At 37.8% G+C, this 23,366-nt stretch carries 19 protein-coding genes; 11 read left to right on the top strand and 8 right to left on the bottom strand.

The window, feature by feature from the left end:
- Positions 1–28 precede the first annotated feature (28 nt).
- Positions 29–223, top strand: coding sequence for a spore photoproduct lyase family protein (locus ACM03V_RS23950; protein WP_414623308.1), 195 nt, complete (start codon positions 29–31; stop codon positions 221–223).
- A gap of 365 nt (positions 224–588) precedes the next feature.
- A complete protein-coding gene (locus tag ACM03V_RS23945; protein WP_414623304.1) occupies positions 589–1,629 on the top strand; it encodes an SPASM domain-containing protein in 1,041 nt (346 codons plus the stop codon).
- Between the two features lie 148 nt (positions 1,630–1,777).
- Here the strand turns inward: ACM03V_RS23945 and psb28 are convergent, their stop codons facing one another.
- The 6 genes from psb28 to ACM03V_RS23915 all read right to left on the bottom strand — a co-directional run bounded on the left by psb28 (position 1,778) and on the right by ACM03V_RS23915 (position 8,802).
- Positions 1,778–2,140, bottom strand: coding sequence for a photosystem II reaction center protein Psb28 (psb28, locus tag ACM03V_RS23940; RefSeq protein ID WP_414623303.1), 363 nt, complete (start codon positions 2,138–2,140; stop codon positions 1,778–1,780).
- A gap of 180 nt (positions 2,141–2,320) precedes the next feature.
- Complete coding sequence (locus ACM03V_RS23935) at positions 2,321–3,859, bottom strand: serine hydrolase (protein ID WP_414623302.1); 1,539 nt, start codon at positions 3,857–3,859, stop codon at positions 2,321–2,323.
- A 185-nt stretch (positions 3,860–4,044) separates the two neighbouring features.
- Entirely contained in the window at positions 4,045–4,773 is a 729-nt protein-coding gene (locus ACM03V_RS23930) for an RNA methyltransferase (protein WP_414623301.1), read from the bottom strand.
- Between the two features lie 238 nt (positions 4,774–5,011).
- A complete protein-coding gene (locus ACM03V_RS23925; protein ID WP_414623300.1) occupies positions 5,012–5,338 on the bottom strand; it encodes a low molecular weight protein tyrosine phosphatase family protein in 327 nt (108 codons plus the stop codon).
- Positions 5,339–5,497: 159 nt separating this feature from the next.
- Entirely contained in the window at positions 5,498–8,284 is a 2,787-nt protein-coding gene (gene secA / locus ACM03V_RS23920; protein ID WP_414623299.1) for a preprotein translocase subunit SecA, read from the bottom strand.
- 377 nt (positions 8,285–8,661) lie between these two features.
- Positions 8,662–8,802, bottom strand: coding sequence for a hypothetical protein (locus tag ACM03V_RS23915; protein ID WP_414623298.1), 141 nt, complete (start codon positions 8,800–8,802; stop codon positions 8,662–8,664).
- A gap of 521 nt (positions 8,803–9,323) precedes the next feature.
- On the opposite strand from ACM03V_RS23915, the gene ACM03V_RS23910 reads away from it, so the two are divergent.
- The 5 genes from ACM03V_RS23910 (at position 9,324) to ACM03V_RS23890 (ending at position 13,109) form a co-directional block, all read left to right on the top strand.
- Entirely contained in the window at positions 9,324–9,737 is a 414-nt protein-coding gene (locus tag ACM03V_RS23910) for a secondary thiamine-phosphate synthase enzyme YjbQ (RefSeq protein WP_414623297.1), read from the top strand.
- A 337-nt stretch (positions 9,738–10,074) separates the two neighbouring features.
- Positions 10,075–10,815, top strand: a complete 741-nt coding sequence (locus ACM03V_RS23905; RefSeq protein ID WP_414623296.1) for a hypothetical protein — start codon at positions 10,075–10,077, stop codon at positions 10,813–10,815.
- A 133-nt stretch (positions 10,816–10,948) separates the two neighbouring features.
- Complete coding sequence (locus tag ACM03V_RS23900) at positions 10,949–11,752, top strand: Nif3-like dinuclear metal center hexameric protein (RefSeq protein WP_414623295.1); 804 nt, start codon at positions 10,949–10,951, stop codon at positions 11,750–11,752.
- A 297-nt stretch (positions 11,753–12,049) separates the two neighbouring features.
- A complete protein-coding gene (locus ACM03V_RS23895; protein WP_414623307.1) occupies positions 12,050–12,259 on the top strand; it encodes a hypothetical protein in 210 nt (69 codons plus the stop codon).
- Positions 12,260–12,797: 538 nt separating this feature from the next.
- Positions 12,798–13,109 carry a DUF6679 family protein gene (locus ACM03V_RS23890; protein WP_414623294.1) on the top strand — a complete coding sequence of 104 codons (312 nt, stop codon included), beginning with the start codon at positions 12,798–12,800 and terminating at the stop codon, positions 13,107–13,109.
- Between the two features lie 19 nt (positions 13,110–13,128).
- On the opposite strand, the gene ACM03V_RS23885 is transcribed toward ACM03V_RS23890, so the two are convergent.
- A complete protein-coding gene (locus ACM03V_RS23885; protein WP_414623293.1) occupies positions 13,129–14,781 on the bottom strand; it encodes an MBL fold metallo-hydrolase in 1,653 nt (550 codons plus the stop codon).
- A 1,060-nt stretch (positions 14,782–15,841) separates the two neighbouring features.
- Between ACM03V_RS23885 and ACM03V_RS23880 the strand changes: the two genes are divergently transcribed.
- Complete coding sequence (locus ACM03V_RS23880) at positions 15,842–16,432, top strand: ParA family protein (RefSeq protein WP_414623292.1); 591 nt, start codon at positions 15,842–15,844, stop codon at positions 16,430–16,432.
- A complete protein-coding gene (locus ACM03V_RS23875) occupies positions 16,426–16,695 on the top strand; it encodes a CopG family transcriptional regulator (RefSeq protein ID WP_414623306.1) in 270 nt (89 codons plus the stop codon). Before ACM03V_RS23880 ends, ACM03V_RS23875 begins: the two co-directional genes overlap by 7 nt.
- A gap of 571 nt (positions 16,696–17,266) precedes the next feature.
- Here ACM03V_RS23875 and ACM03V_RS23870 read toward each other — a convergent pair.
- Entirely contained in the window at positions 17,267–17,902 is a 636-nt protein-coding gene (locus ACM03V_RS23870; RefSeq protein WP_414623291.1) for a sporulation/spore germination protein, read from the bottom strand.
- A gap of 246 nt (positions 17,903–18,148) precedes the next feature.
- Here ACM03V_RS23870 and ACM03V_RS23865 point away from each other — a divergent pair, with 246 nt between their 5' ends.
- On the top strand, positions 18,149–19,627 hold the full coding sequence (locus ACM03V_RS23865; protein WP_414623290.1) for an integrase: 1,479 nt from the start codon (positions 18,149–18,151) through the stop codon (positions 19,625–19,627).
- 537 nt (positions 19,628–20,164) lie between these two features.
- A complete protein-coding gene (locus ACM03V_RS23860) occupies positions 20,165–23,296 on the top strand; it encodes a PAS domain S-box protein (protein WP_414623289.1) in 3,132 nt (1,043 codons plus the stop codon).
- Positions 23,297–23,366 lie beyond the last annotated feature (70 nt).

Raw genomic sequence — 23,366 nt, 5'->3', positions numbered from 1 at the left:
AGCCTTACAAAGCTAAAAGTTAGTTAATATATTTGACTATATTTTTAGTAACTATCCTAACAGCAAACTCGATTTAGATGAGTCAAACCGCAGCGTTAAACGCAACAAATTCGGCGGTGTCAAATATGTTTACCATAAAGACACCATGAAAGAATTGCGGACATTTTTTGAAAGTGCTATCGCCGAACGTTTTCCTGAAGCTGAAATTTTCTATTGGACGTAAAACGTTAGGTTACGGAAGAATTAGTTTAAGCGAAACAATGACGATTTAAAACCGCTTTTCATTAAAATTAAATACAATTTCAAGTATTTTATTTTTCTCTGTAGAAAGTTAAATAATTTTTATAGTTAAAAGTATTGTAGGCAAAGAGAACAAATATACTATTCATTATTTAGAGTACAAATTTACATAGCATATTTATGGAAATGATGTCGAAATTTTCATGCTGGTAAATATGCTTTTTTCTCTCTCTAAAGTTAATAAATAATTTTCATAATTAATCCTTTATAGTTCCTTTGTGTATATTTGAATATATAACCAGTCAAATTTTATAATTGTGTCAAGCAATTTATACAAGGTGATATTCAATGGCATTTCTTGCAAAGGGCAAATTATATCTTTGGATACAGAGATTCAAAAATCCTCTCCTACTGTGGAATTATACTGGTATAATGTTGTCATATATTTTTAAATGGAAAAAAATACCTTTTTCTCCCTTTTTTATTAATGTTGAGCCAAATAACGACTGTAATTTTAAGTGTCAACATTGTCAAGTAACTTACTGGGATAAGCAAAAAAAACACTTAGATGAAACCTCTTTTAGCCGCATCTTAGATCAATTTCCATATCTTGAACAAGTTAAACTTCAGGGAATGGGTGAACCTCTACTTAATAAGCAGTTTATTCCCATGCTTAACTTAGGACATAAACACGGTTTATTAATGAGTTTCATTTCAAATGCAAGCCTTTGTAATCAAAAAGTAGCCGAGCAGCTTGCCCGATTAAAAAATACTAGTATTACTTTCAGTATCGATGGTGCAACAGCAGAAACTTTTGAAAGTATCCGAATTGGAGGTAAATTTGATCAAATTAAGAAAAACATTCAAAATTTGAATCGTATTCGTAATGGTAAAAAACAACCATATCTATCAGTTTGGACTGTAGTTACCGATAAAAATATTCATGAGTTACCACAAATAGTAAAATTAGCTAGCGATTTGGGAGTAGATGATATTAATTTGCAACTTTTTCTAAGTGACTGGGGGAAAAATACAATTAAAGAATACAATAACTCTATCAAAACTGACTTAAATTCTAAACAATTAATTAGTACTTTAACAGAGGCTAAACAAGTAGCTAATACAAATAAAATCGAGTTAAATATCAAACGTAATGATTTTTATTCAAAACAAAAAAAATGTCCTTGGGCTTGGAGCAATACTTATATTTCTTCCAGTGGTGATGTTGTCCCTTGCTCTATACTGGCAGATTCAGATACGGTAAAAATGGGTAATGTTTTTGAAGAGGATTTTGCAAAAATCTGGAATTCACAAAAATACCAAGATTTTCGAGAAAGAATTAGAACTCACGATTTACCCAGCTATTGTAAAAACTGTTACTCAGATTAAGCAACCTTTAAATTTAGAATCCAAAATTTTATCATTCACGTCTGATGTGAATTAACTGCTGAAACGAGCTAGTTCGCGTTGATAATTTCAAAATCCTTGCAGCCCGAAGGTGCATTTTTAATTCATATCAGACGTAACTTCCAACTCTTCAAGAATCTGCATAAGCCATTCCGTTAGCATCCGCATAACGATGCATGAAACGCATAAACCTCTCCCAATGTTCGTCTTGCTCAATTTCAAATTGGCAATCAACTCTTTTTAATTCATCTCCTTCATCACCACCAAAAATGAATTTAGTAGAAGAGGGAGTTACGTTGATTTCGCCTTCTTCATCTTTCAAAAGCATTGAATTTAAAGACTTTTTTTTAAAGCTGTTGAATTCTTCTAATGCCTGCATTTGCTCAAATGTCATTAAAACGATGCGTTTCCCAGTATTCGGATTGCGACGCAGGCTAACGTTTCCTAATTTTTCGTCAATGCCAGCAAAAAATTGAATTGAAGGGGTAGTCATTCGATTTTGGATTTTATATTTTATCTTTTGGATTTTAAATTAAAGAGTTAGGTGTTAGGTGTTAGGTGTTAAGAGTTAGGAGTTAGGAGTAAATTGATAACTCGTCTCCTTGTCTCCCAATACCCAATGCCCAATACCCAATGCCCAATTCCCCATGCAATTACCCATTAACCATTTAATTTATCTTCGATAAGGATAATAATACTGCGAATTGTACCCATTATTTGGATAAGTTGTTGTGGGGATTGTATTGTTTACACCGTTGGGAACAGCATTCGGTAACGGTGGTTGGTAAATGTTAGTTCCGGTTGATGGATTGTTTAAATAAGGAGAGTTGCCGGTTGGTGGAAGCACGTTACCAGGTACTACTGGCATCCCAACTGGTTGATTAAAGTATTGGTAAGCGAAACTAGATATGGAAGTAATTAAAGTTTCTGCGCCAGGATCGTTTCTGGGGCGCTGTACCAAGACTGCTGCAACGTAACGCTTGCCGGATGGTAATTCAATTAAACCTACATCACCTAACATTGCGCCAATGTACCCGGTTTTATTAGCTATTTTGGCTCCGGCACCTAAACCTTTGGGTAATAAATGCCGCCTTTGGTTGCGACGCATGATGTCAAGTATACGTTCGCGGGACATCATATTTGAAACTAATTGCCCTTTATTCACCATTGCCATTACTTGGGCTAATTCTTTAGGGCTGGTGGTATTGGTTCCTTCGATGTCGGGTAGCTGGTTGCGAAGTGTCGTAGCTGTTAAACCCCAACTGCGAAATCTTTGATTTAAAACATCTATTCCACCCATGCGGGCAATTAGCATATTTGTAGCGGTGTTGTCGCTAATTACCATCATTTTATCCGCGACTTCCAAGGCGGTGAATTTGCTTCCGACTGGTTTACTCCGCAAATCGCCGGAGCCACCCGCAAGCATTGATTGTTCCATGACTAACGGTTCATCTAGTTGAATTTTTCCTGCTTCTACATCTTGGAAAAAGGCAACTAGTATAGGTAATTTAATTGTGCTGGCTGCTGGAAATGAAGTGTTGCCGTTGGAATCTACATAGCTTCCATTATCTAAATCTGCTATGAAAATCCCTGGTGTCAAATTCGGGTTAGCGGCAACTAAACTTTGTATGGTGCTTTTAAGAGGAATTATTTCTTGGGTTAAATATAAACCTTGATTGTTGGCAGGGTTGTTGGCAGGTACTTGAGCTTGATTTTCGACGTTAGATGATTTAGCTGTAGTACTTTGGGTTGCTGGATCTAATACTGATAATGCCGTACCTACAATTGCGCCAATACCTACTCCGACAATCAATAAGCGCAATATATAAAGCATGGTTCTCGCCATCGGCTTGAGACGAGTTTTGTTAGATACTTTAACTCTTTTAGTTATTCGTTTATTAAATTTTAAAGGTGGAATCCCATTTACAGAAGCCGATTTCATTCCTTTAGATGCTGCTTGGGATGCATTCTTTTTTCTTAACCAAGTCTCTGCTGGTGCTTCTACTCTTTTTCGCTTGCGGGGTTTTTTCGCGGTGTTAGATGAAGGGCTAACTATTACACGTGAAACGGTTCCACCTTGTTGGGGTGGACGAAGATTTCCAACTACTTTAACTTTTTCATTTCCCGGCTTCTGGACTTTACGTACTTTTTGACGGCCCTTTGTGGGTTGTCGCCGCCCAGAAGCTGTAAATTTGTAACTTGATTCTGACACCGCTACTCCTTCTAACCCACTTCAAACTGTAAATACGGGACTAATTCTCGAACCAAAAGATTAACTAATATTAACTACGCGCTTCTTTTCACATTACTCTTCGTAGCATTTTCGTGTTTAGTTTAAGCTATTATTCTTACTTTCGGGGACAATAGCGCAGATGATTAATATTCTTTCATCTGTTTTCATAACTTTCCGGATTGTGCGATCGCCCAACTAATCTGCCGCAAGATACCTCTTAGCATAGCGACTTCTGTTGTTTGCAGCTGAGCGCGATTATACAATTGCCTAAACTTTTCCATGCGGCTGGCTGCGGTATGAGGATATAAATACTCGATAGACAGCAGTAGCGATTCTAACTGTTCGTAGTATCCTTCGACAACCTCCATCGGTGCAATTTCGTTATCTAAAGCATTAGTTTCAATGGTTAATGGTTGAGAAAGCGTTAATTCGTAACAGCTAATTGCTACGGCAGAAGCCAAATTTAACGATGCATATCCGGAATCGGTAGGAATACGCATAAATTTTTGAGCATAGTTTAATTCTTCGTTGCTCAATCCTCTATCTTCTCTACCGAAAATCAATGCTGCTGGTTGTGCTTCTACCTCTAATAACCAGGGTAATACTTCGCGGGGGCTTTGCAGCAAAGAATTATCTCGGGTTCTAGCTGTTGTGGCGATCGCCCGCTTACACCCACTAAGTGCTTCGGGCAATGTGCTTACACATACTGCTGTTTCTAAAACATCTTTGGCATGAACTGCCATTCTCGTCGCTTCTTCTCCCAAGTAATCGCATTGGGGATTTACTAAAACCAGTTGTTTAAGCGCAAAATTTTTCATAACTCGCGCTATGGAACCTACATTTAAAGGCCCCGCTGGTTCTACTAAAATAATTTTTACCCCTGATGGGTTCATGAATATATTTCTCCGAATAATGTTAACATCCCCTGTTATCATATTTCCTTACGGAACGGACACGCTTTTTTGAATGACTAAAAGACTGGAGCCACAAAAATAAAGCCCATCTGAGCCGCACTGTAAGCGGTGAACCTGGGCTAAAAGCTTATTAACACTCTTAATTAATCAAGTCTGTTTCTTCTTTTATGTATTTTATCTCTAAATATTATTTTTTTATATTAATTAATAGTTGATTTTAAAATGTCCCCAATAATGGCAAAACTCTATTTTTTAATATTTTAATCAAATCTGGTTCCATACAATCATATTCATCGGGAATATCCAAACATACTACTCGCTTACCTTTCATAAATGTTTTATATTTTTTGGATAATTTATTTCTATGTGACTTTTCCATGACAAAAATAATATCGGCCCATTCAATCATTTCTGCTGATAAAACATTTTCTGCATCTTTGTTTAAACCAGCAGATAGTACTTCTAATCCTTCGTATTCGGAAAAAATCGCTTCTGCTGTGGGACTCCGTAATTTATTTTGGCTGCATAGGAATAGGAGTTTCATGTAAGAAAATAATTATGATAGGTTCGTAGTAAGGACTAAAGTCCTCGGATTTAGGACTTTAGTCCTTACTACGAACTATAAAAAAAAACCGGGTTTTAATTTAAAACCCGGTTTCTCAATATTCCTACAAAAGATTTTGCAATCCAAAATCTAAAATCCTTACACCATCTGAGATGTTTCGACTGTAGGCTGTGGCTGTGGTTGGAACATGAATAAGGAGTAAACTACATCGCGGCGGATGTTTGTCATCATATCCAGGAATAGTTCGTAACCTTCGCTCTTGTATTCAATTAACGGATCTTTTTGACCGTAACCGCGCAATCCTACGGACTCCCTCAAGGCTTCCATTTGCTGTAAATGCTCGCGCCATAAGGTATCTATCCGCTGTAGGATAAAGAATCTTTCTGCTTGACGCATTAATCCGGGTTGAATTTGGTCAACTTCAGCTTCTTTCATGTCGTAAGCGATGCGAACCTGCTCGTGTAAGAAGGCTTTGATTTCGCTCATTGACATATCTTCTAAATGAGAAGGTTGTAAGTCTGAGAGCAGATAAACGAATTCTTTAACTTTTTCGGTTAATTTACCTAATTCCCATTCTTCCGAAGGTAAGTCTGGGTTGACGTAAAAATCAACGATGTCATCCATCGTTTTTTCGGCATATTTAATTACCTGTTCTTTTAAGTCTTGCCCTTCTAATACTCGACGACGTTCGGCGTAAATTGCTCTACGCTGATTATTCATTACTTCATCGTACTCGAATACCTGTTTACGAATGTCGTAGTAGTAGGTTTCGACTTTTTTCTGGGCACCTTCTAAGCTGCGAGTTAACATACCCGATTCGATGGGCATATCTTCCTCTACACGGAACATATTCATCAAACCAGCAACGCGATCGCCACCGAATATTCTCATTAAGTTGTCTTCTAAACTTAAGAAAAATCTGGTGGAACCTGGGTCCCCTTGTCTTCCGGCACGTCCTCTTAACTGGTTGTCAATCCGTCGCGATTCGTGGCGTTCGGTACCAATTACGTGCAAACCGCCCAAGGATATGATTTTATCATGTTCTGCGTCGGTAAATGCTTCGTATTCTTCTTTGACGCGGTTATATGCTTCGCGCATTTTCTGAATTACGGGGTTGTCGGTTGGCGCTTTCTCGGCTGCAACCGCTATTTTATCTTCGGCTTCGAGTTCGGATAAGCTACGTTCGCCAAATTCTTTAACAGCTACTTCTACTGCTTGTTTGAGAATATTTTCGGCTTCTTTACTTATCTGTGTGGGGAATACTTTGGGAGAAGCTTTCCAGGTTTTAACTTTTTTACCGGGGGTAAATCCTTGTCCGCCATCGGTTCCGGTGGGTAAAGTTGCTCTGTGAGGCGAAAATACATCCTCGTCTTCTGGCTTAACGATCCGAGGCATTAAAAATTCGCGAACTTTCAAACGCGCCATGTATTCGGCGTTACCACCCAAGATAATATCGGTACCTCTACCAGCCATGTTGGTGGCGATAGTTACCATTCCACCGCGTCCGGCTTGAGCGACAATTTCAGCTTCCCGTTCGACGTTTTCGGGTCTAGCGTTGAGCAGTTCGTGAGCAATACCAATCTCTTTCAATAGTTTGCTCAGATATTCCGATTTTTCAACGCTGGTGGTTCCTACTAAAACAGGTCTGCCGGTTTCGTGCATTTCGGCACATTCTTTGGCAATAGCTTTCCATTTACCGACTTCTGTTTTAAATACCATGTCAGCCAAATCTTTACGCTGCCTGACTCGGTTGGTAGGAATTATGGTTACTTCTAATTTGTAAATTTTTTCAAATTCTACTTCTTCTGTTTTTGCGGTTCCTGTCATTCCACCTAATTTGGGATACAGCAAAAACAAGTTTTGATAGGTAATCGAAGCTAGGGTTTGAGTTTCCGGCTGAATCTCTACATTTTCTTTGGCTTCAATAGCTTGGTGTAAACCGTCACTCCAACGTCTTCCCGGTAATACCCTACCAGTAGATTCATCTACAATTACGACTTCCCCATTACGAAGAATGTAGTGTACATCTGGCAAAAACAATTCCTTGGTTTTGATCGCATTAAATATAAAATGCGCCCAAGGATCTTCAGGATCGAATAAATCGTTTACTTCTAAAAGCTCTTCTGCGTGCTGAAAACCTTCATCAGTCAAAAGTACGTTACGAGCTTTTTCGTCTACTTCGTAATCTTCTTCTTTGAGCAACGATCTAGCAATTTGAGCCGCTCTGACATATTTTTCGGTAGGTCTTTCTACCTGACCGGAAATAATCAAAGGTGTACGTGCTTCGTCAATTAAAATCGAATCAACTTCGTCAATTACGCAATAATTAAACGGACGCTGCACTACATCCGCCATCGACGTTGCCATGTTATCCCGCAAATAGTCAAAACCTATTTCGCTGTTGGTAACATAGGTAATATCGCATTCATAATTTTTCTTTCGTTCTACGGGGGACATACTGGACTGAATTAGTCCTACAGTCAATCCCAAGAAACGATGTACTTGTCCCATCCACTCAGCATCACGACGGGCTAAGTAATCGTTAACGGTAATTACGTGTACGCCTTTACCAGTTAAAGCATTTAAATAACTAGGCAATGTCGCCACCAGGGTTTTACCTTCCCCGGTTTTCATTTCTGCAATTTGTCCCTTGTGCAGAATCATCCCACCCAACAACTGCACGTCAAAGTGACGCATCGCCAAAACGCGCCTTCCAGCTTCCCTGGTAACTGCAAAAGCTTCTGGTAGGATATCATCAAGGGATTCGCCTTTACGAAGACGTTCTTTAAACTCTACGGTTTTACCTTTAAGCTCTTCATCGGAAAGAACTTTAATATCTTCCTCTAAGAGATTAACTTCAGTAATTGATGGTTGGAATTTTTTTAGTTTACGAGCGTTGGGGTCGCCCAACAAGGTTTTTAGCATGGCTTTTCTAATTTAACTAAACCTGGCAGAAGAAAAAATTTATCGACGTTGGAAATGATTATAAGTACCGTTACCATTAATCGGAGAATTTTCTTGGCTTTGCAAAGAGGCATTCCAAGAGAATTAACTCAAAAATAGTAAAAATACCAGCGTATAGGCTTACTAAACAATTGGTTTTAACAAAGAACTTATATTTATCTAAGTTAATAGTATCATTTTGTCCCCAATGCAGCGCCGTAAAGCCCGACCTGGAGAAGGTTGGTTTTCCGTCTTTTGGAAGAGAGAGGGGGAGACAAGGAAACAAGGAGAATTTAAACTTTGACATGCAGACTTTTAACTTTTAACCTTAGTTACTCCTCACTCCTCACTCAGAATTCCTAACCGACTTCTGATTTGAGAACGGCAGCATAAGAATTGGTTGCGAAAGTCAACAGCCAACCGATAGTTAGACTCCAAACCAAAATTACCAGTATTATACCTACGGGATTTTTCTGAAGTTTCGGACGATTGCGGCGCAAAATATTTGAAATTCCCAGTTTTTTGCCACTAATTATCTTGAAATACCATATTCATGAGGCAACTTTCAAGCGGCAATAGTTTCGTAAATCGTAATTACGACAAGGGAGTAGGGATTGGACTGTAGGCAGTAGAATGAAATTATCTCAAAAAGAAGACGGGAAACAAGAAATATTAATAAGTAAATTAATAAATAATATTATGAAGAACTATATTATTCTTACTTTCTTAGTTTATTTTATTTAATAGAAATAAATAATGATTTCACTCCGAACATAGATGATTGAGAAAAAAGATGTCCCTGATGACCCTTGGAAATTCCAAAACTGTGCATAGTAACTCTTACAAACAATACTTAGTGTAACTACAGCTTTTGGCTGAAACAACAGCATTTTCCACTAGGTAATGCTACTCTCTTTATTGAATTCTAAGTAATTTTACTAATAAAATTGAAAATATGCTCTTGATTAATGCTTAAATTTAAAATTGTTAATTTGTAGCTAGTAAAAAGTCAAAAACTAATATGTCGCACTATCAAAAGTTACTCAGAGTTTCTACACTTGGTAAATCTTTGTACAATATCACTCCTAAAATTGAAGCAATCGTTGCTGATTCGGGGGTTGAAACCGGGCTTTGTACTTTATTTTTACGTCATACTTCTGCTAGTTTATTAATTCAAGAAAATGCCGATCCTAATGTATTGGAAGATTTAGCTAATTTTATGGCTAAACTGGTGCCCGAATCGGCTAACTATATCCATGATGATGAAGGCCCCGATGATATGCCAGCACATATACGTACTGCGATTACTCATACTTCAGAACATATTCCTATTAATCGAGGACATTTGGTTTTAGGTACTTGGCAAGGTATTTACATTTGGGAACACCGACAACGCAATCACTCTAGAGAGTTGGTTGTGCATATTTCTGGATAGTTTGAGTAGGGAATGGGGAATTGGCAATAGTAAGTAGTAAATAAGAAATATTTTGATTTTTATAATGTGTAATTAAATTCAAACTCTAAACCAAGTATGTTTTTTCAGTACCTTAGTGCTAAATTTATATAAAATAAAATCTGAGTTTCAAAAACTTCTGCATACTGTTGCCTCTTCCCCGTTGCCTTTTTGTACTATTTATTTGTCATAAGAACTACGGCTACAGTTAAAATTATTAAGTTTATTTATTGCTTAAAGTTTGCAATTTATTTTTAACTTAAAGTGAAAATATAAATTGCTTTTGAATTCTGACGGCAAGAAGCGAGCTATTATTTTTATGAAGCTAAATTTTACACCGAGTAATTCTTTTCAGGTTCTAGACCAAATTCTCGTCCAACAAGTTGCAAAACCTTCATCGCTGAATCCAAATCAATCTCTAATTACTAGTTTTACCCAACTGGGAGTAAAGGTTGTTCAACAAGTACCTGATGTTTACTTGATGACAATTTTTCGGGATACTTTACAAAGAATACTTGAATCTTCGCTGCATAACTTCCCAGAAAATATATTTTGGGATTTTGATTTTATAGTCAGCAGTATGCTCAAACAAGCTTTATCATCTGATGCTCCTCAAGATGCTTTAGAAGATTTTGGCAATAAAATAGTTTTGCTAATGGATATGTTCGGTAGAGAATCAGAAATTCGCTTTCGATATGTTCACGATTTCATGTATGGATTTGATTGGGCAAGGTGGGTAAAGAAGAAACCCGAGCAAAGAGCAAGTTCAGAACCTTTCTGCCTTCATTTTTTGGATGATTTACTTTGTAAAGGTGAAGAAATCTTACAATGTATCAAGAAAGACGATCTTAAATATCCTCAAATATCTGAGAAACGCTATCGGAACCCTTTCTGCTTTTCCCGAGAGCCGAAAGACGAACGTTGTCTGCTAACTTATCTTGCCGATCGCAAATGTATCCCAGTTGCAGCGTGGGAATGGAATGCTATGGGTGTATGGGATAAACCTTTTTACCAAATGCGCGAAGAGGCTTCGTTGCAGTTAAATATTGGGAAGAAGTGAGGGGGAAGGGGGAAAGTTAGGAGTTAGGAGTTAGGAGTTAAGAATTATCTACCCATCACCCTATCTCCCCATCTCCCCATCATTGCCTACTCCTTATACAATAAATAACCGATGTCTTCATATGATTTAATTGATGAAAATTACCGATTTAATTAGCTGGTTTGAGGAATGGGCGAATCCTGCATGGCAAGAAAAATGGGATAATTGCGGTTGGCAGGTGGAGCCGGGGGTGTTAAATGATGATGCGGGGGTTTTGGTTTGTTTGACTCCTACTTTGGCTGTAATGCAAGAAGCGATCGAGTTGAAAAATTCCGGTCATTTGGTTAATTTAATTTTTGCTCATCATCCTTTAATTTTTAATGGAACTAAGTCGCTGCGTACTGGTGATGCAATTGGCGAAATGGTTCGTTTGGCGTTTATTCATAATATTGGTATATACACTGCTCATACCAATTTCGACCAGGTAAATAACGGTACTGCGGATGTTTTAGCACAAATTTTAAAGTTGCAGGATGTTTCTCCTATTGTAAATACTCAACCGGGTTTGGGATATGGACGTGTTGGTGTTCTTCAACCCGGTTTAAGTTTACGGGAGCTGCTAAAAAAAATTCAATCTTCGTTGAAACCACCGAATTTAATTTTTTCTCCAAATGCGGATTTAGATGTGTCTGTGGAAAAGGTAGCTGTTTTAGGGGGTTCGGGGGCTAGTTTTATTCAGTCTGTTAGTAAAACTGGTGCGACGGTATATTTGACTTCTGATTGCAAATTTCATCAGTTTCAAGAAAGCCGCGATGCTGGAATTATTTTAGTTGATGCCGGACATTATGCTACCGAACGTCCTGCTTGTGAAGCTTTAGCTGCTAAGTTCGATTCTTTTAATCTGGCTTTTGTGCAGTTAAGCAGCCAAGATGAGGATTTTCGCCAATTTTTTCTTTAATCTTTTATACGTATATATTTAATTGCAAGTAAAATTAATGCACGGTATTAAAGTAGTGGTATTTTTGTTACTGGGTTGCTAGTAATACTATCAAGTCAGTATATTATTGCCAAAATAAAATTAGTTTTCCTAATATTAATACTGCAATAGCTAGGTTCGAGAACTTTTAACATAGTAAGCTGTTAGTTGCTAGCCGTGACTTAAATCACAAAGTTTATGTGAATTCAATCACTTAAAAATAGCTGGAGTTGTTTCATTATGAGGAATGATTTAATGCTAACTTAGCTTTAATTAATGATGATTCGGGCACTTGTAGAATCTGCTTTTCAAACTGGATATTTAAGCGTTGAGTCCGAAGGTCTGCTGCATCAGATGCTAGCTACCAGAATATATCGAGCTGAAGATGTGGCTGCATTGACGCGGCTGTCTGATGCTGTTCGTGCAGGAGAAGTTAAGCGAGAAGCATCTTCAAATCTTTCTAGGTCGTTTCTCGCTCAAAGAAAATGATCCAATGTTGACTTTCCTTAAGTGGCATATGATGGTTTGAGATGTGATGTTGCCGAATAAAAAAATTATGTTATTTTTCAATCCTGGGTGGAGCTTGCCCTCTTTTTGAGTTAAGATCGATAATATAAAGGTGGATTAATCGCAGTCCGCGCTCTCACTCCTAGCAACGCTAATGATTACAAGTAGGCAAAATAACCAACCTCAATGTTCACTTGCTTTGGAGTATCATTTAATTCATAATAATAGAAATGACTTACCAGCAATATATTATCTGGTCGGCGAGAATCCCACGCGATTTCACTTCTATGATGCAAATATTCCTTGAATAATCAATTCATAACTATATTTTTTTTAGTGCGGTAAATAAGCATATAATTTTCTTGAATCCAACATTTACATAAAACTGATGAGAATGTCAGCAAAATATGCCGGTTTGGATTCGATTACCGCACTCGGGTCATGGGTGTTATCGAATACGCGGGTTAATCCCAAGTTTTTACAGACAAAGAGTACGTTGAGAAAAGGTAGAAGCACGCGAATGCTACACCGTAAGATTTATCAACTATGTTGTGATGCGCGGGAAATATGTATTTTCTTGCGGGACCAGCAACGCTGGATTGAACGCGCCCGCATTATAGATATTGAGGGAGATTTAGTCACCCTGCGCTATGAAACAGAAGAAGACGATGAAATTTGTTCTTGGGAGGAAATGGTTCGACTTGAAAGCATTGGTGCTGTAACTCAAAAGCTCGCTTCGGTTTCACGAGGTAATGTTGAACCTCTGATGACGGAAGATTGTCCGGATGAGGAGCGTATTCATAATCCGTCTACTGATTCTAATCCCGAGTAAGAGAGCCAAAAGCTTGTTCCTATTGATCGCTTTCAAACGCTGGACAGTAACCTTCTAATGTTACTTTAAAGTTATATAAAGGGGACGCGGTATTCCAACACCGTTGTCCCCTTTGATGTTTACAGGTTCCGCAACAGTCCAATGATGGCCAAATATTGCGATCGCTATTTTGGTTGAGCAGTTCTTTTTGAGTTAAACTACGCAATACAAGTTCTTCTCCTTGCCAGCGTGCTTCGACTAATCCGGTGTCGGCGAATTGTTGCCATCGGGGATCATTTTTTATATCATCTGAAAGTGTAATTAAGATTGCTGTATCTAGTTGAGTAAGTTCGCCTTCATAATTTGTATCTGGTGCTGCTGGTTGTAAAAATGTATCGCCGATCGGAAGCTGAACTAAAGTTTGAATTTCGGGAGAATGTACGTGATAGCGGTTTTGCAGTTCTTCTAATCCGGTTAAATCTGCTAGGTAAGCTGCCGAACCGTGGACGAAAACAACGTGTTGGGGTCGCAAATTGTGAATTAGTTGAGTGGTACCCGGACCATCGCTATGTTGTGCGAGCAGGTAGCTTTCTACAGCACCGAGTTCAGAATATTGGGAAGCTTCAATTCCGGTTTTTTCTGGCTGTAATATCAGCCAAGAACCTGTTTGTGGCTGACAATATTCTTTTAAATCGGTTGTGAAGTCTGTAAGAATGATACAGGGAGAATTTCCCACATTACTTCTTTGAGAATCTTCTAAACGACGCACGCGGGGGCGCACTCGTTCATCCCAAAATAACGGTTGATGTCGGGCAAAGTTTTGTACCGACGGGGGAAGATGGGGCATCAATTCTAAATAAGCATCGCATCCCGCAGCAACATTTCCATCAACCCAAATATCTATATCCCTGCCGGTAAAGTGATGGTGGCTGCGAAGGAGCATGAGTAATTCTTGACCTAATCCTAATGCTGGAGTAGGCATTAATACTGAAGAACCATTCGCGATCGCACTATTTATTCTTTCTGCTAGTTGATTTTCTTGATTGCGGCGATGGGGATGACGAGCGGTACCATAGCTACCCTCTATTATCAACACATCTAATTCGATTCCGCGCAATTCTTCTAAACGAAATCCTTCTACTAATCGCGAGTTAGATAGGAAAAAATCCCCCGTATAAAGCAACTTATAAGCGCGATCGTTCGTTGTGTAGGTGAGTAAAATTGCGACTGCACCCGGTAAATGTCCGCAAGGAAAAAGTTCTACGGTAAGATTTTCTTTAAGTTCGATAGCTGTACGCAGTTCTAATGCTTGGAAGTAGTGGTGGCTTTCTTGACTATTTTTGTCTAACCAATTTAGCGGTAGCAGCTTACAGGTTACTTCACTGCCATAAATTGGTAAAAGGGGAAATTTTTCGTGTAGCGCCAACAATCCCCTGGCATGATCTGGATGAGCATGAGTTACTAGTACAATATCGGCTGGTAAAGGAGTATTATCCGGACGTGCTGGCTTTTTCAACTTTTTTGTTAAAGGTGAAATATCTTCTAAGCCACAGTCCAACATGATACGATAGGGACCCATTCGCACCAACAGACACATACCTTCACCATCTTGATGAACTCCGTAAGGTAAGCATTCTAATTCGCTTTGGCTTTCCCCTTCATCAAGAGAGACTATTGAATAGCCTTCGCTCATATATCCCCCCGTATAATTGATTTTGGATTTCAGATTTTAGATTTCAGATTTGCAGTGCTACAGAGAAGTTGGCTACACCAATATTCTTCCTGCTAAACTTAGCCGCACTCTGCGGGTGAACGGATATCGGTTTCCATCCCATCAAATCCAAGACAGATTGAAATGCAAATTACTTACTAGCATCTTATTTCATGCACAAATTACTATCCTTGGACGATTTATTCACTAACTCGGTTTTATTTTCTTTAAAAAAGAAAGAGGAGAGGATGAAGTTTGCACTACATCTCCACAAAATTCCTCTCCACCTACTATTCAAAAAAGTTCATTAAACCAGGCTCCGGTTAATGAGCGGAACCATTACCATGATAGTTTTCTGAATCATAAAACCCGTTTTTGGTGCCGAAAATCAAGCATGACACGCTAAACACGATTGTTAGTCCTACTAGAATTACTTTTACATCCATATTGTTTACCCTTCACTTTTATATATTCCTATCTATCTAGGATACTTCTGCTATCGAGTAGATGGTAGAGAAAATTTTATCATCACATTATTTTTTATTATGCAATGAGTAAACTTACTGCGATCGGTCAGATTGTAAAACATCTGCATCCGCCGGTGTCTATCTACATTTGATACATAAACGGGTTGGCGTTGATAATCGTAATCATTAAGGGAGTAGGGAAACAGGCAACAGGGCTAAGGATTTGAAGCTGTATTTTTTTTGCCTACTTACAGATTGTTTAACTTTGAGAGATTTAGCAAAAATCTTTAGTCTTATTCTTTGTTCCTAGTTACCCTTTATTTGAATACTTTTTCTTGACTTTTAAAGGGTAAATTCCCTGGTAAATTACTGTTTGTACTAATATTTAGCCTGTGAAATATTTAGGTTTTTATATATACTGCACGTTAATTTTATATTTGAGTATTTTATGTTATTTACTTTATTTAAACATCCATATGCTGAAACATCTATATGTTTATTAAATATTTAGATGTTTAAATGCCGGAATTGATATACTGTAAAATTTGTACGGTATAAGTTTTTATATTGAAAAAATGATTATTACTGTAGCGGCTTTTAAAGGGGGCGTGGGTAAATCTATAACTGCATTACACCTTGCTACATACCTGCAAACTAAAGCTGATACGCTGTTGGTGGACGGAGATTTGAACCGCAGCGCTTTAGACTGGTCTAATCGCGGTAGTTTGCCGTTTAAGGTTGCTGATGAAGAAGATGGGGTTAGTTTAGCTGCTTTATACGAGCATATAGTAATTGACACTCCTACTAAACCTAGTTTCGAGGAGTTAAAAAGCATTGCTCGTGGGTGCGATTTAGTAATTATACCGACAACACCGGATGCAATTGCATTAGCTGCTACTATGCAAATGGTTGGATTACTTAGCGAGTTAAAAGCTAATTATCGGATTTTATTAACTATTATTCCTCCGAAGCCAAATAGGTCGGGAGCAGAAGCTAAATTAGCTTTGAAAAATGCTAAGATACCTATTTTTAAAACAGGAATTAAACGACTTGCGGTATTTCAAAGAGCAGCTTTAGAAGGAGTACCAGTTAATGCTGTAAATGATGCTTACGCGCAAGTTGCATGGCGATGTTATGCTGAAGTTGGTAAGGAGATTTTATCTTGAGTAAGAAGAAAGCTAGCCGTTTTGACGAATTAATTGATGCTGCTCGTTCCCGACAAAATAGGGATAATTCGCAGGAATTGACTGAAGAAAAAGTAACTTTTAAAAGCAAAAGTACCGACCCAGATTACGTTCGGACTACTGTTTATTTACCAAAGAAACTGCATCGAAGTTTGAAGTTAGCTGCTGCTGCTGATGACCGTCAAATGAGCGATATTATGACTGAATTATTGGAAAAGTGGCTTTCTAAGAACAGTGAACAGTGAACAGTGAACAGTGAACAATATACTTTTTGTAGGGTGTGTTAGATGCATGACTATATACTGATTTTACTAAGAATTTTAATACGTAAGGCTGCACCACTTATTTTAATGTTTTACGGCTAATTTAATTTGCTATTAAATAAACTCGTTATTAGATGCGTCACACACTAGGATGTTGACTTTGATAAAATTTCTCAGTTTTTCATTCATATAACTTTTATGTCGATAAAAATCGCAACATTCATCCCTCACCCCGCCCTGGCGGGCACCCCTCTCCCAAATTTGGGAGAGGGGAAGGGGGAGAGGGCATTATCTTAAACACCAACACGTTTTTTCCATGATTTTTTACCCCCTCAAAATACACAAAGTCAACACCCTAGTACCGCTTGGCGGAAGTAAGAAGTAAGAAGTTTGATTTTCTAAGCTTTTCAGCCATTTTTAATGGTTGCCTTATTTAAGCCGTGGTGTACTAGTCACATACCCTACAATATGACTAAAATAAAAAACCCGATTTGAATAAAACCGGGCTTCTGAATAATTAACAACTATCAACTAACCATTAACCAATATCAACTTACAAATAAATTTCTTCACCAGATTGGGTAAAGCGAACGTTTTTGATGTTCCATTTAGGATTGCTGGTTAAGGTTTTTTCAATACTTTTGAATAAGGCGAATTGCTCGCAACTTGAAAGGGAGACTAGTTGTCTTGGTGAATCGGGTGGTATGCGGAAATCTACTGTGGCAATTCCGCTGTTAACGTTAACTCGATAATTGGAAATGTTTATATCGGCTGTGTTTTTTGCTGCAATAATTTTACCTACTGCGTCTTTTACTGGTTCGTTAGATGATACGGACACTTTTTGAGGTACTAATTCTTGACACTGTAAGTCACTCGTATATAAGGTTATGTCGGAATTTTTGAGATTTCCTGTTTTATTTTGATTCGGGGTTTCTGGTGTTGGTGTTGTTTCTGCTCCCAATGGGGCTGTTTTAACGGTGGGGGATGGTGTAGTCGTTATTTCGGCGGGGGTTTGGATTTCGCTGCTAGGGGTGGGAAATGGGCTGCTAGCAACTGGGGATTCCTCGGATGGTGTTTCCCCTACGCTGTCACCGCTTGGATTTGAACCGCAACTGCTTGCGGCGATCGCCATTGCTGATAACATCAAAGGGAAGATATATCTTTTTGTGTTACGGAAAAATTTGTTCATCGTGTTATACCCCTAAGTGTTTCTTTTTATTTCAGTATTACTTATATGTATCCCGTAACATTTTATAACTGATATCGCAGATTTTTTTAATGTTAGTAAGCTGTAATTTATTAAAGTAGGGAACTCTTAACAGGGAATGGGGAACGGGGAATGGGTAAATAATTGTTAAATTTTGGGTTGTAATTGCCAATTGACAACTCTTAACTTTTAACTGTTAGTTGTTTAGAAGATACTAAAACAGGATTTATGTCTAATAACAATTACCAAGCTAGTACTTATAATTTACGCAAGGCTGAATGGGAAGGTATACCTATAGATAAATGGGAACCCATCTTATGGAAGCAGTGGAAGGTTAAGGTGTCTGCTAAGGATGAGTTTGTTAAGCTAGAGCGCGAGTATTTGCGAATAAAATATAGCGTTACGCAAGCTAATTTGGCTTTAAGTTTAGATAGGGTAAAAGTTAAACTTAAATTAACTAATGGCAAAACTATCGCTTTGCAAGGTACTTTTCCCTGTAAATCTGGAGATATTGGTAAGAATAATAGTTCTAATAAACAGTATACCATTTCGTTAGGTTTTGCGGCTAATGATGTGGGTTTAAAAGCTGCTGTTGCGAAGGCTCGGCAGTTGGATTTGTTGTTGATGACTTTGCAGTTTCAATGGACTCCTGAGTTATTAGGTAAACAAGCTCAGAAGTTAATACTTAATAGAGATGAAACTCCGGTTAAAACGATTGGGGAATTAATTGAAGATTATCAGCAAGAGTTTTGGAAGACTCATGAGAAAAATCGCCAAGGTATTAAAACTTGGGAAAGTCATTATTTACGGCATTTAAAGAAGTTACCTCAAGATATTCCTTTAACTCAAGATGCTTTGGAATCTACTTTAAAAAATACTAAGCCATTAAGTAATTCTAGATTTTATTTGGCTTGGCAATTAAGGAAGTTTTGTCAATTTTGCGAGTTTGATGGTGGTAAGACTATTGATTCTTATGCAACTCCGTTACCACAACCTAGTTTACGTAAAATCCCTACCGACGAGGAGGTTGTGAAGGGTTTTTCTACTATTGGAGAGGCGTTATCAAGTCATGCTAGTAAGGAGGTAACACAACCAAAACAGTGGCAGTGGTTATATGGTATGTTAGCTACTTACGGTTTAAGACCTCATGAATTATTTGCTATAGATTTACAGGCTTTTACGGATGCGAATAATAAGTTTCATCTAGTTTATTTAACTCCCAGTTTGACGGAAGGTACAAAGACTGGTGAAAGAAATTGCGGTATTCCTCCTTTGTATCCTCATTGGATAGAATTATTTGATTTAAAGAATGTTAAATTGCCATCTTCTGGGGGAAGTTTGAGTAATAAAACGGCTTTAATTCATATTAAGTTTAGGAATATTGGTATCGGTTTTAAACCTTACGATTTGCGCCATGCTTTTGCAATTCGGGGACATCGGTTACAGGTACCAATTAAGACAATGGCTGATTATATGGGGCATACGGTACAGGAGCATACCAAGACTTATCAGCGATGGATGAGTGAAGATACTAATTTACAAATTTATCAAGAGGTGGTTATTCATAGAAATGGAACTAGTAAGGAAGCTTTAAAGGAGAGGATTAAGGAGTTGGAAGCAGAAAACTTGTCTTTGAAGGCAGAAAATGAGTCTTTGAAGGGGATTTTGATTAACCATCGGTTGGGAGAGTTGTTGAATGGGGAGTAGGGAGTAGTTAATTATTGTAGGGTGTGTTAGACGCACGGCTATATCATCAGAAAATAAATAATTTTAATGTAAAGAAAGCTAATTCTAATTTAATCAAAATAGCGATGGTGCGTGAATTATATTTTTGTAAGGTGTCAGGATTTACGCAGAAATAACGGAAAATATAGTGTTCCAGACATTTAAGATCCCTCCAAACCCCCTTTTTAAGGGGGCTTTTCGTAAGTACTAGGTGTGAGCGTCACATATCCTACAATTTATTTTTGGTTCATGAAAAAATAGAAACTTTACTAGACGCGGAGTAAGCAGAGGAAAGAAGGAAGAGGAGGTTGAAATACGAATAATATGAGACTTTAAGATGTAAAATGACGTTTTAAGAGCTATTTATAAAATGTTATTGATTTTCTGTTTCCTGTTCCCCATTCCTTACTCCCTACTCCCTATAAATTAGATGAACAAGATGTTGTAAGTAAGGTATTTTTTGGGAACTATAAGTATGAATTTTATATGAAATAAGCCGCAATGACGATTGATGAGACTATGGGAAACAATCTCATTACTATTGATAGAGGTATTTATGAGTCTTTGCAAGGGGAATTATTGAAGCTTCGGAAAAGGGTTTCCGATTTGGAGGAGAAGTTATGTCAGCAGGAGGTTGAGTTTCAATTAAAGCAACGGCAAGGTTTGCTTGATAGTTTTGCTAAATCTACTAGTTGCTTGTTGACTACTCAAGATTACGATACTTCTATTAATACAGCTTTAGCTGAGTTGGGTAAAGCTACTGCTGTGGATCGAATATATATCTTTAAAAATTCTTCTAAGAAGGTAACGAAGCAATTATTTCTGAGTCAACGTTGGGAATGGGTTGCTGACGGGGTGAGTGAGGAACAAGATTATCCTTTGTTGCAAAATCTTTCTTATAGTGATTTTTCCCCCTTGTGGTACGAAAAGCTTTCTCAAGGTAAATCAATTATTAACGTTGAGGATGCATCTCAAATCCAAGCAGTGCGTTCAATATTTGTTATCCCTATTCAAGTAAATGGTAAATGGTGGGGTTTTATCGGTTTTGAAGATTATACATCTTTATGTCAATGGTCGGACGTACAAAAGTCTATTTTACAAGCTTTTGCGGTGAATTTAGGTAGTGCGATAAGCCGGAGGCTTGACGCTGAGCGTATCGCCCGACATCAAACTGAATATGAGTTAAAGAAATTAAATCAGGAGTTGGAGCGTCGAGTTGAGCAAAGAGCTTTATTAGCACTTGAAACTGAAACACGATTAAAGCGTCTTGCTGCTAATGTTCCGGGTATGCTTTACCAATACCAACTTTTCAATAATGGTAATGTTCGTTTTTCTTATGTTTCTGACGGTTGTTACGACCTTTTTGGTGTGGAACCCGAACAAATTCTTCGTAATTCTGATATTATTCTTCAGATGACGCATCCAGATGATGTTGTTGGTTTAAATCAATCAATGGCTTCTACAGCTGAAACTTTGAACAATTGGGAATATGAATGGCGAATAATTACTCCTTCTAAAAGGGTAAAGTGGTTGCAAGGATTTTCTCGACTAGAAAAACAACCCGATGGTGCGATTTTCTCGGACGGTTGCATAATTGATATTACCGAAAGAAAGTTAGCGGAAACTCAATCTCAAGAGCAAGAACAATTTTTGCGTAGCGTTTATGATGGTTCGGAACACGTTATGTTTGTTGTAGATGTTTTGGAAGATAATTATTTTGTTCTTCAAGGGTGGAATCCTGCTTGCGAACGTTCTACAGGTATGAAAAGCGAAGATATTAAAGGTAAAGCTCTTGAAGAAATCTTTGGAGAGGTTGAAGGTAAACAAGTACATCAAAATTATTTAAGTTGTGTGGAAGCTAATGCTTCAATTACTTATGAGGAGTGTTTGAACTTTGGTGGTAATCCTAGCTGGTGGTTAACAACTTTAAATCCTTTCAAAGATGTTGATGGTAAAATTTATCGTTTGGTAGGAACCACTTCTGAAATTACCCAACTCAAAAAAGCTGAAGAAATTGTCCGCTCCTCCAAGCAAAATCTACAAACTCTATTGGATAGCGTTTGTGATGCGATAATTATTCACGATCTTAATGGAAATATTTTAGATGTTAACGAGCAAATGCTGCAAATGTATAGGGTAAATCGCTCGGAAGTTACTCAAAAGTCATTTACTAATTTTTCTAGCTCGGATAACCCCGTCGATCAATTACCATTAATTTGGGAAAAGGTAATAAATGGCGATCGCCGTTTATTCGAGTGGAAAGCAAAACGCCCTCATGATGGTTACACCTTTGATGTAGAAGTATTTTTACGAAGAGTTACGCTTAATTCTAAAGATATCATCTTGGCGAACGTCCGTGATATAACCGAACGCAAAAAAGTTGAAGCGGAAATTCAAGCCAAACAACATTTCATTCAACGAATTACAGATTCTTCTCCCAGCACAATTTATATTTACGATTTAGAAAAACAGCAAAATATTTACACGAATCACGAATTAACTGCAATTCTCGGTTATTCTTCCCAGCAAATCCAGCAGATGGGAAAAAATCTGTTTCAAAAAATTATTCATCCCGAAGATTTAGCCAAAGTAGTATCTGGTTTTGAAAAAATTGCTGCGGGTATTGATGGTGAAATTTATGAGTCGGAATATCGAGTCAAACAAGCTGACGGTGAATATCGCTGGCTTTACAGTCGAGATACTATCTTCACTCGCAACGAAGATGGTAAAGTAATGCAATTTCTTGGTGTTGCTACAGATATCACCGAACGTAAATTAGCTGAAATCGAATTACAAAATACTCTACACGAACTTAAAAATACCCAAGCTCAACTTATTCAAAGTGAAAAAATGTCTTCTTTGGGACAAATGGTAGCTGGTGTTGCTCACGAAATCAATAATCCCGTCAACTTTATCCACGGAAACGTAACTCCTGCAACTGATTACGCTCAAGATTTACTCGGATTACTCGAACTTTACCAACAACATTATCCTAATCCCCCCGAAGAGATCCAAGAAGAAATAGAAACTATTGAATTAGAATTTCTCAAAGAAGATTTTATTAAAATCTTGAATTCTATGAAACAAGGTACCCAACGTATCCGAGAAATTGTTTTATCCCTACGTAACTTCTCCCGTCTTGATGAAGCTCAATTTAAACCTGTAGATATCCACGAAGGGATTGATTCTACCTTGATGATTCTCCAAAATCGTCTCAAAGCAAAACCCAACTTCCCCGAAATCCAAATCGTAAAAAAATACTCTTCCCTTCCCCCGATTGATTGTTTTCCCTCTCAGCTAAATCAAGTACTGATGAACATCCTCGCAAACGCTATTGATGCTCTCGAATCGCAAAAATCTCTTTCTACCCCCCAGATTCAAATTCACACCAAACTCCTCGATAATAACCGAGTTGCAATTCATCTTGCTGATAACGGCTCTGGAATACCTCCTGAAATTCAATCTAAATTATTCGATCCGTTCTTCACCACAAAAGAAGTTGGAAAAGGTACTGGCTTAGGTCTATCAATTAGCTATCAAATTGTGGTAAATAAACATGGTGGCAATTTATCATGTAAATCTATCCCCGGAGAAGGAACTGAATTTATTCTCGAAATCCCTGTTTCCCAAATCGATCGTAATAAGAACTAAATCAACACTTTTGATCGTTCTCCCTATTAGTACATAAGTTCGCTTTTTATGGATTAAGGAGTGTTTTGAG

This window comes from Calothrix sp. CCY 0018, assembly GCF_963920925.1.
In the GTDB taxonomy this organism is placed as follows: domain Bacteria; phylum Cyanobacteriota; class Cyanobacteriia; order Cyanobacteriales; family Nostocaceae; genus Rivularia.
Note: the sequence above shows the minus strand (reverse complement) of the source record. Positions and strands in the feature narration are given on the sequence as shown.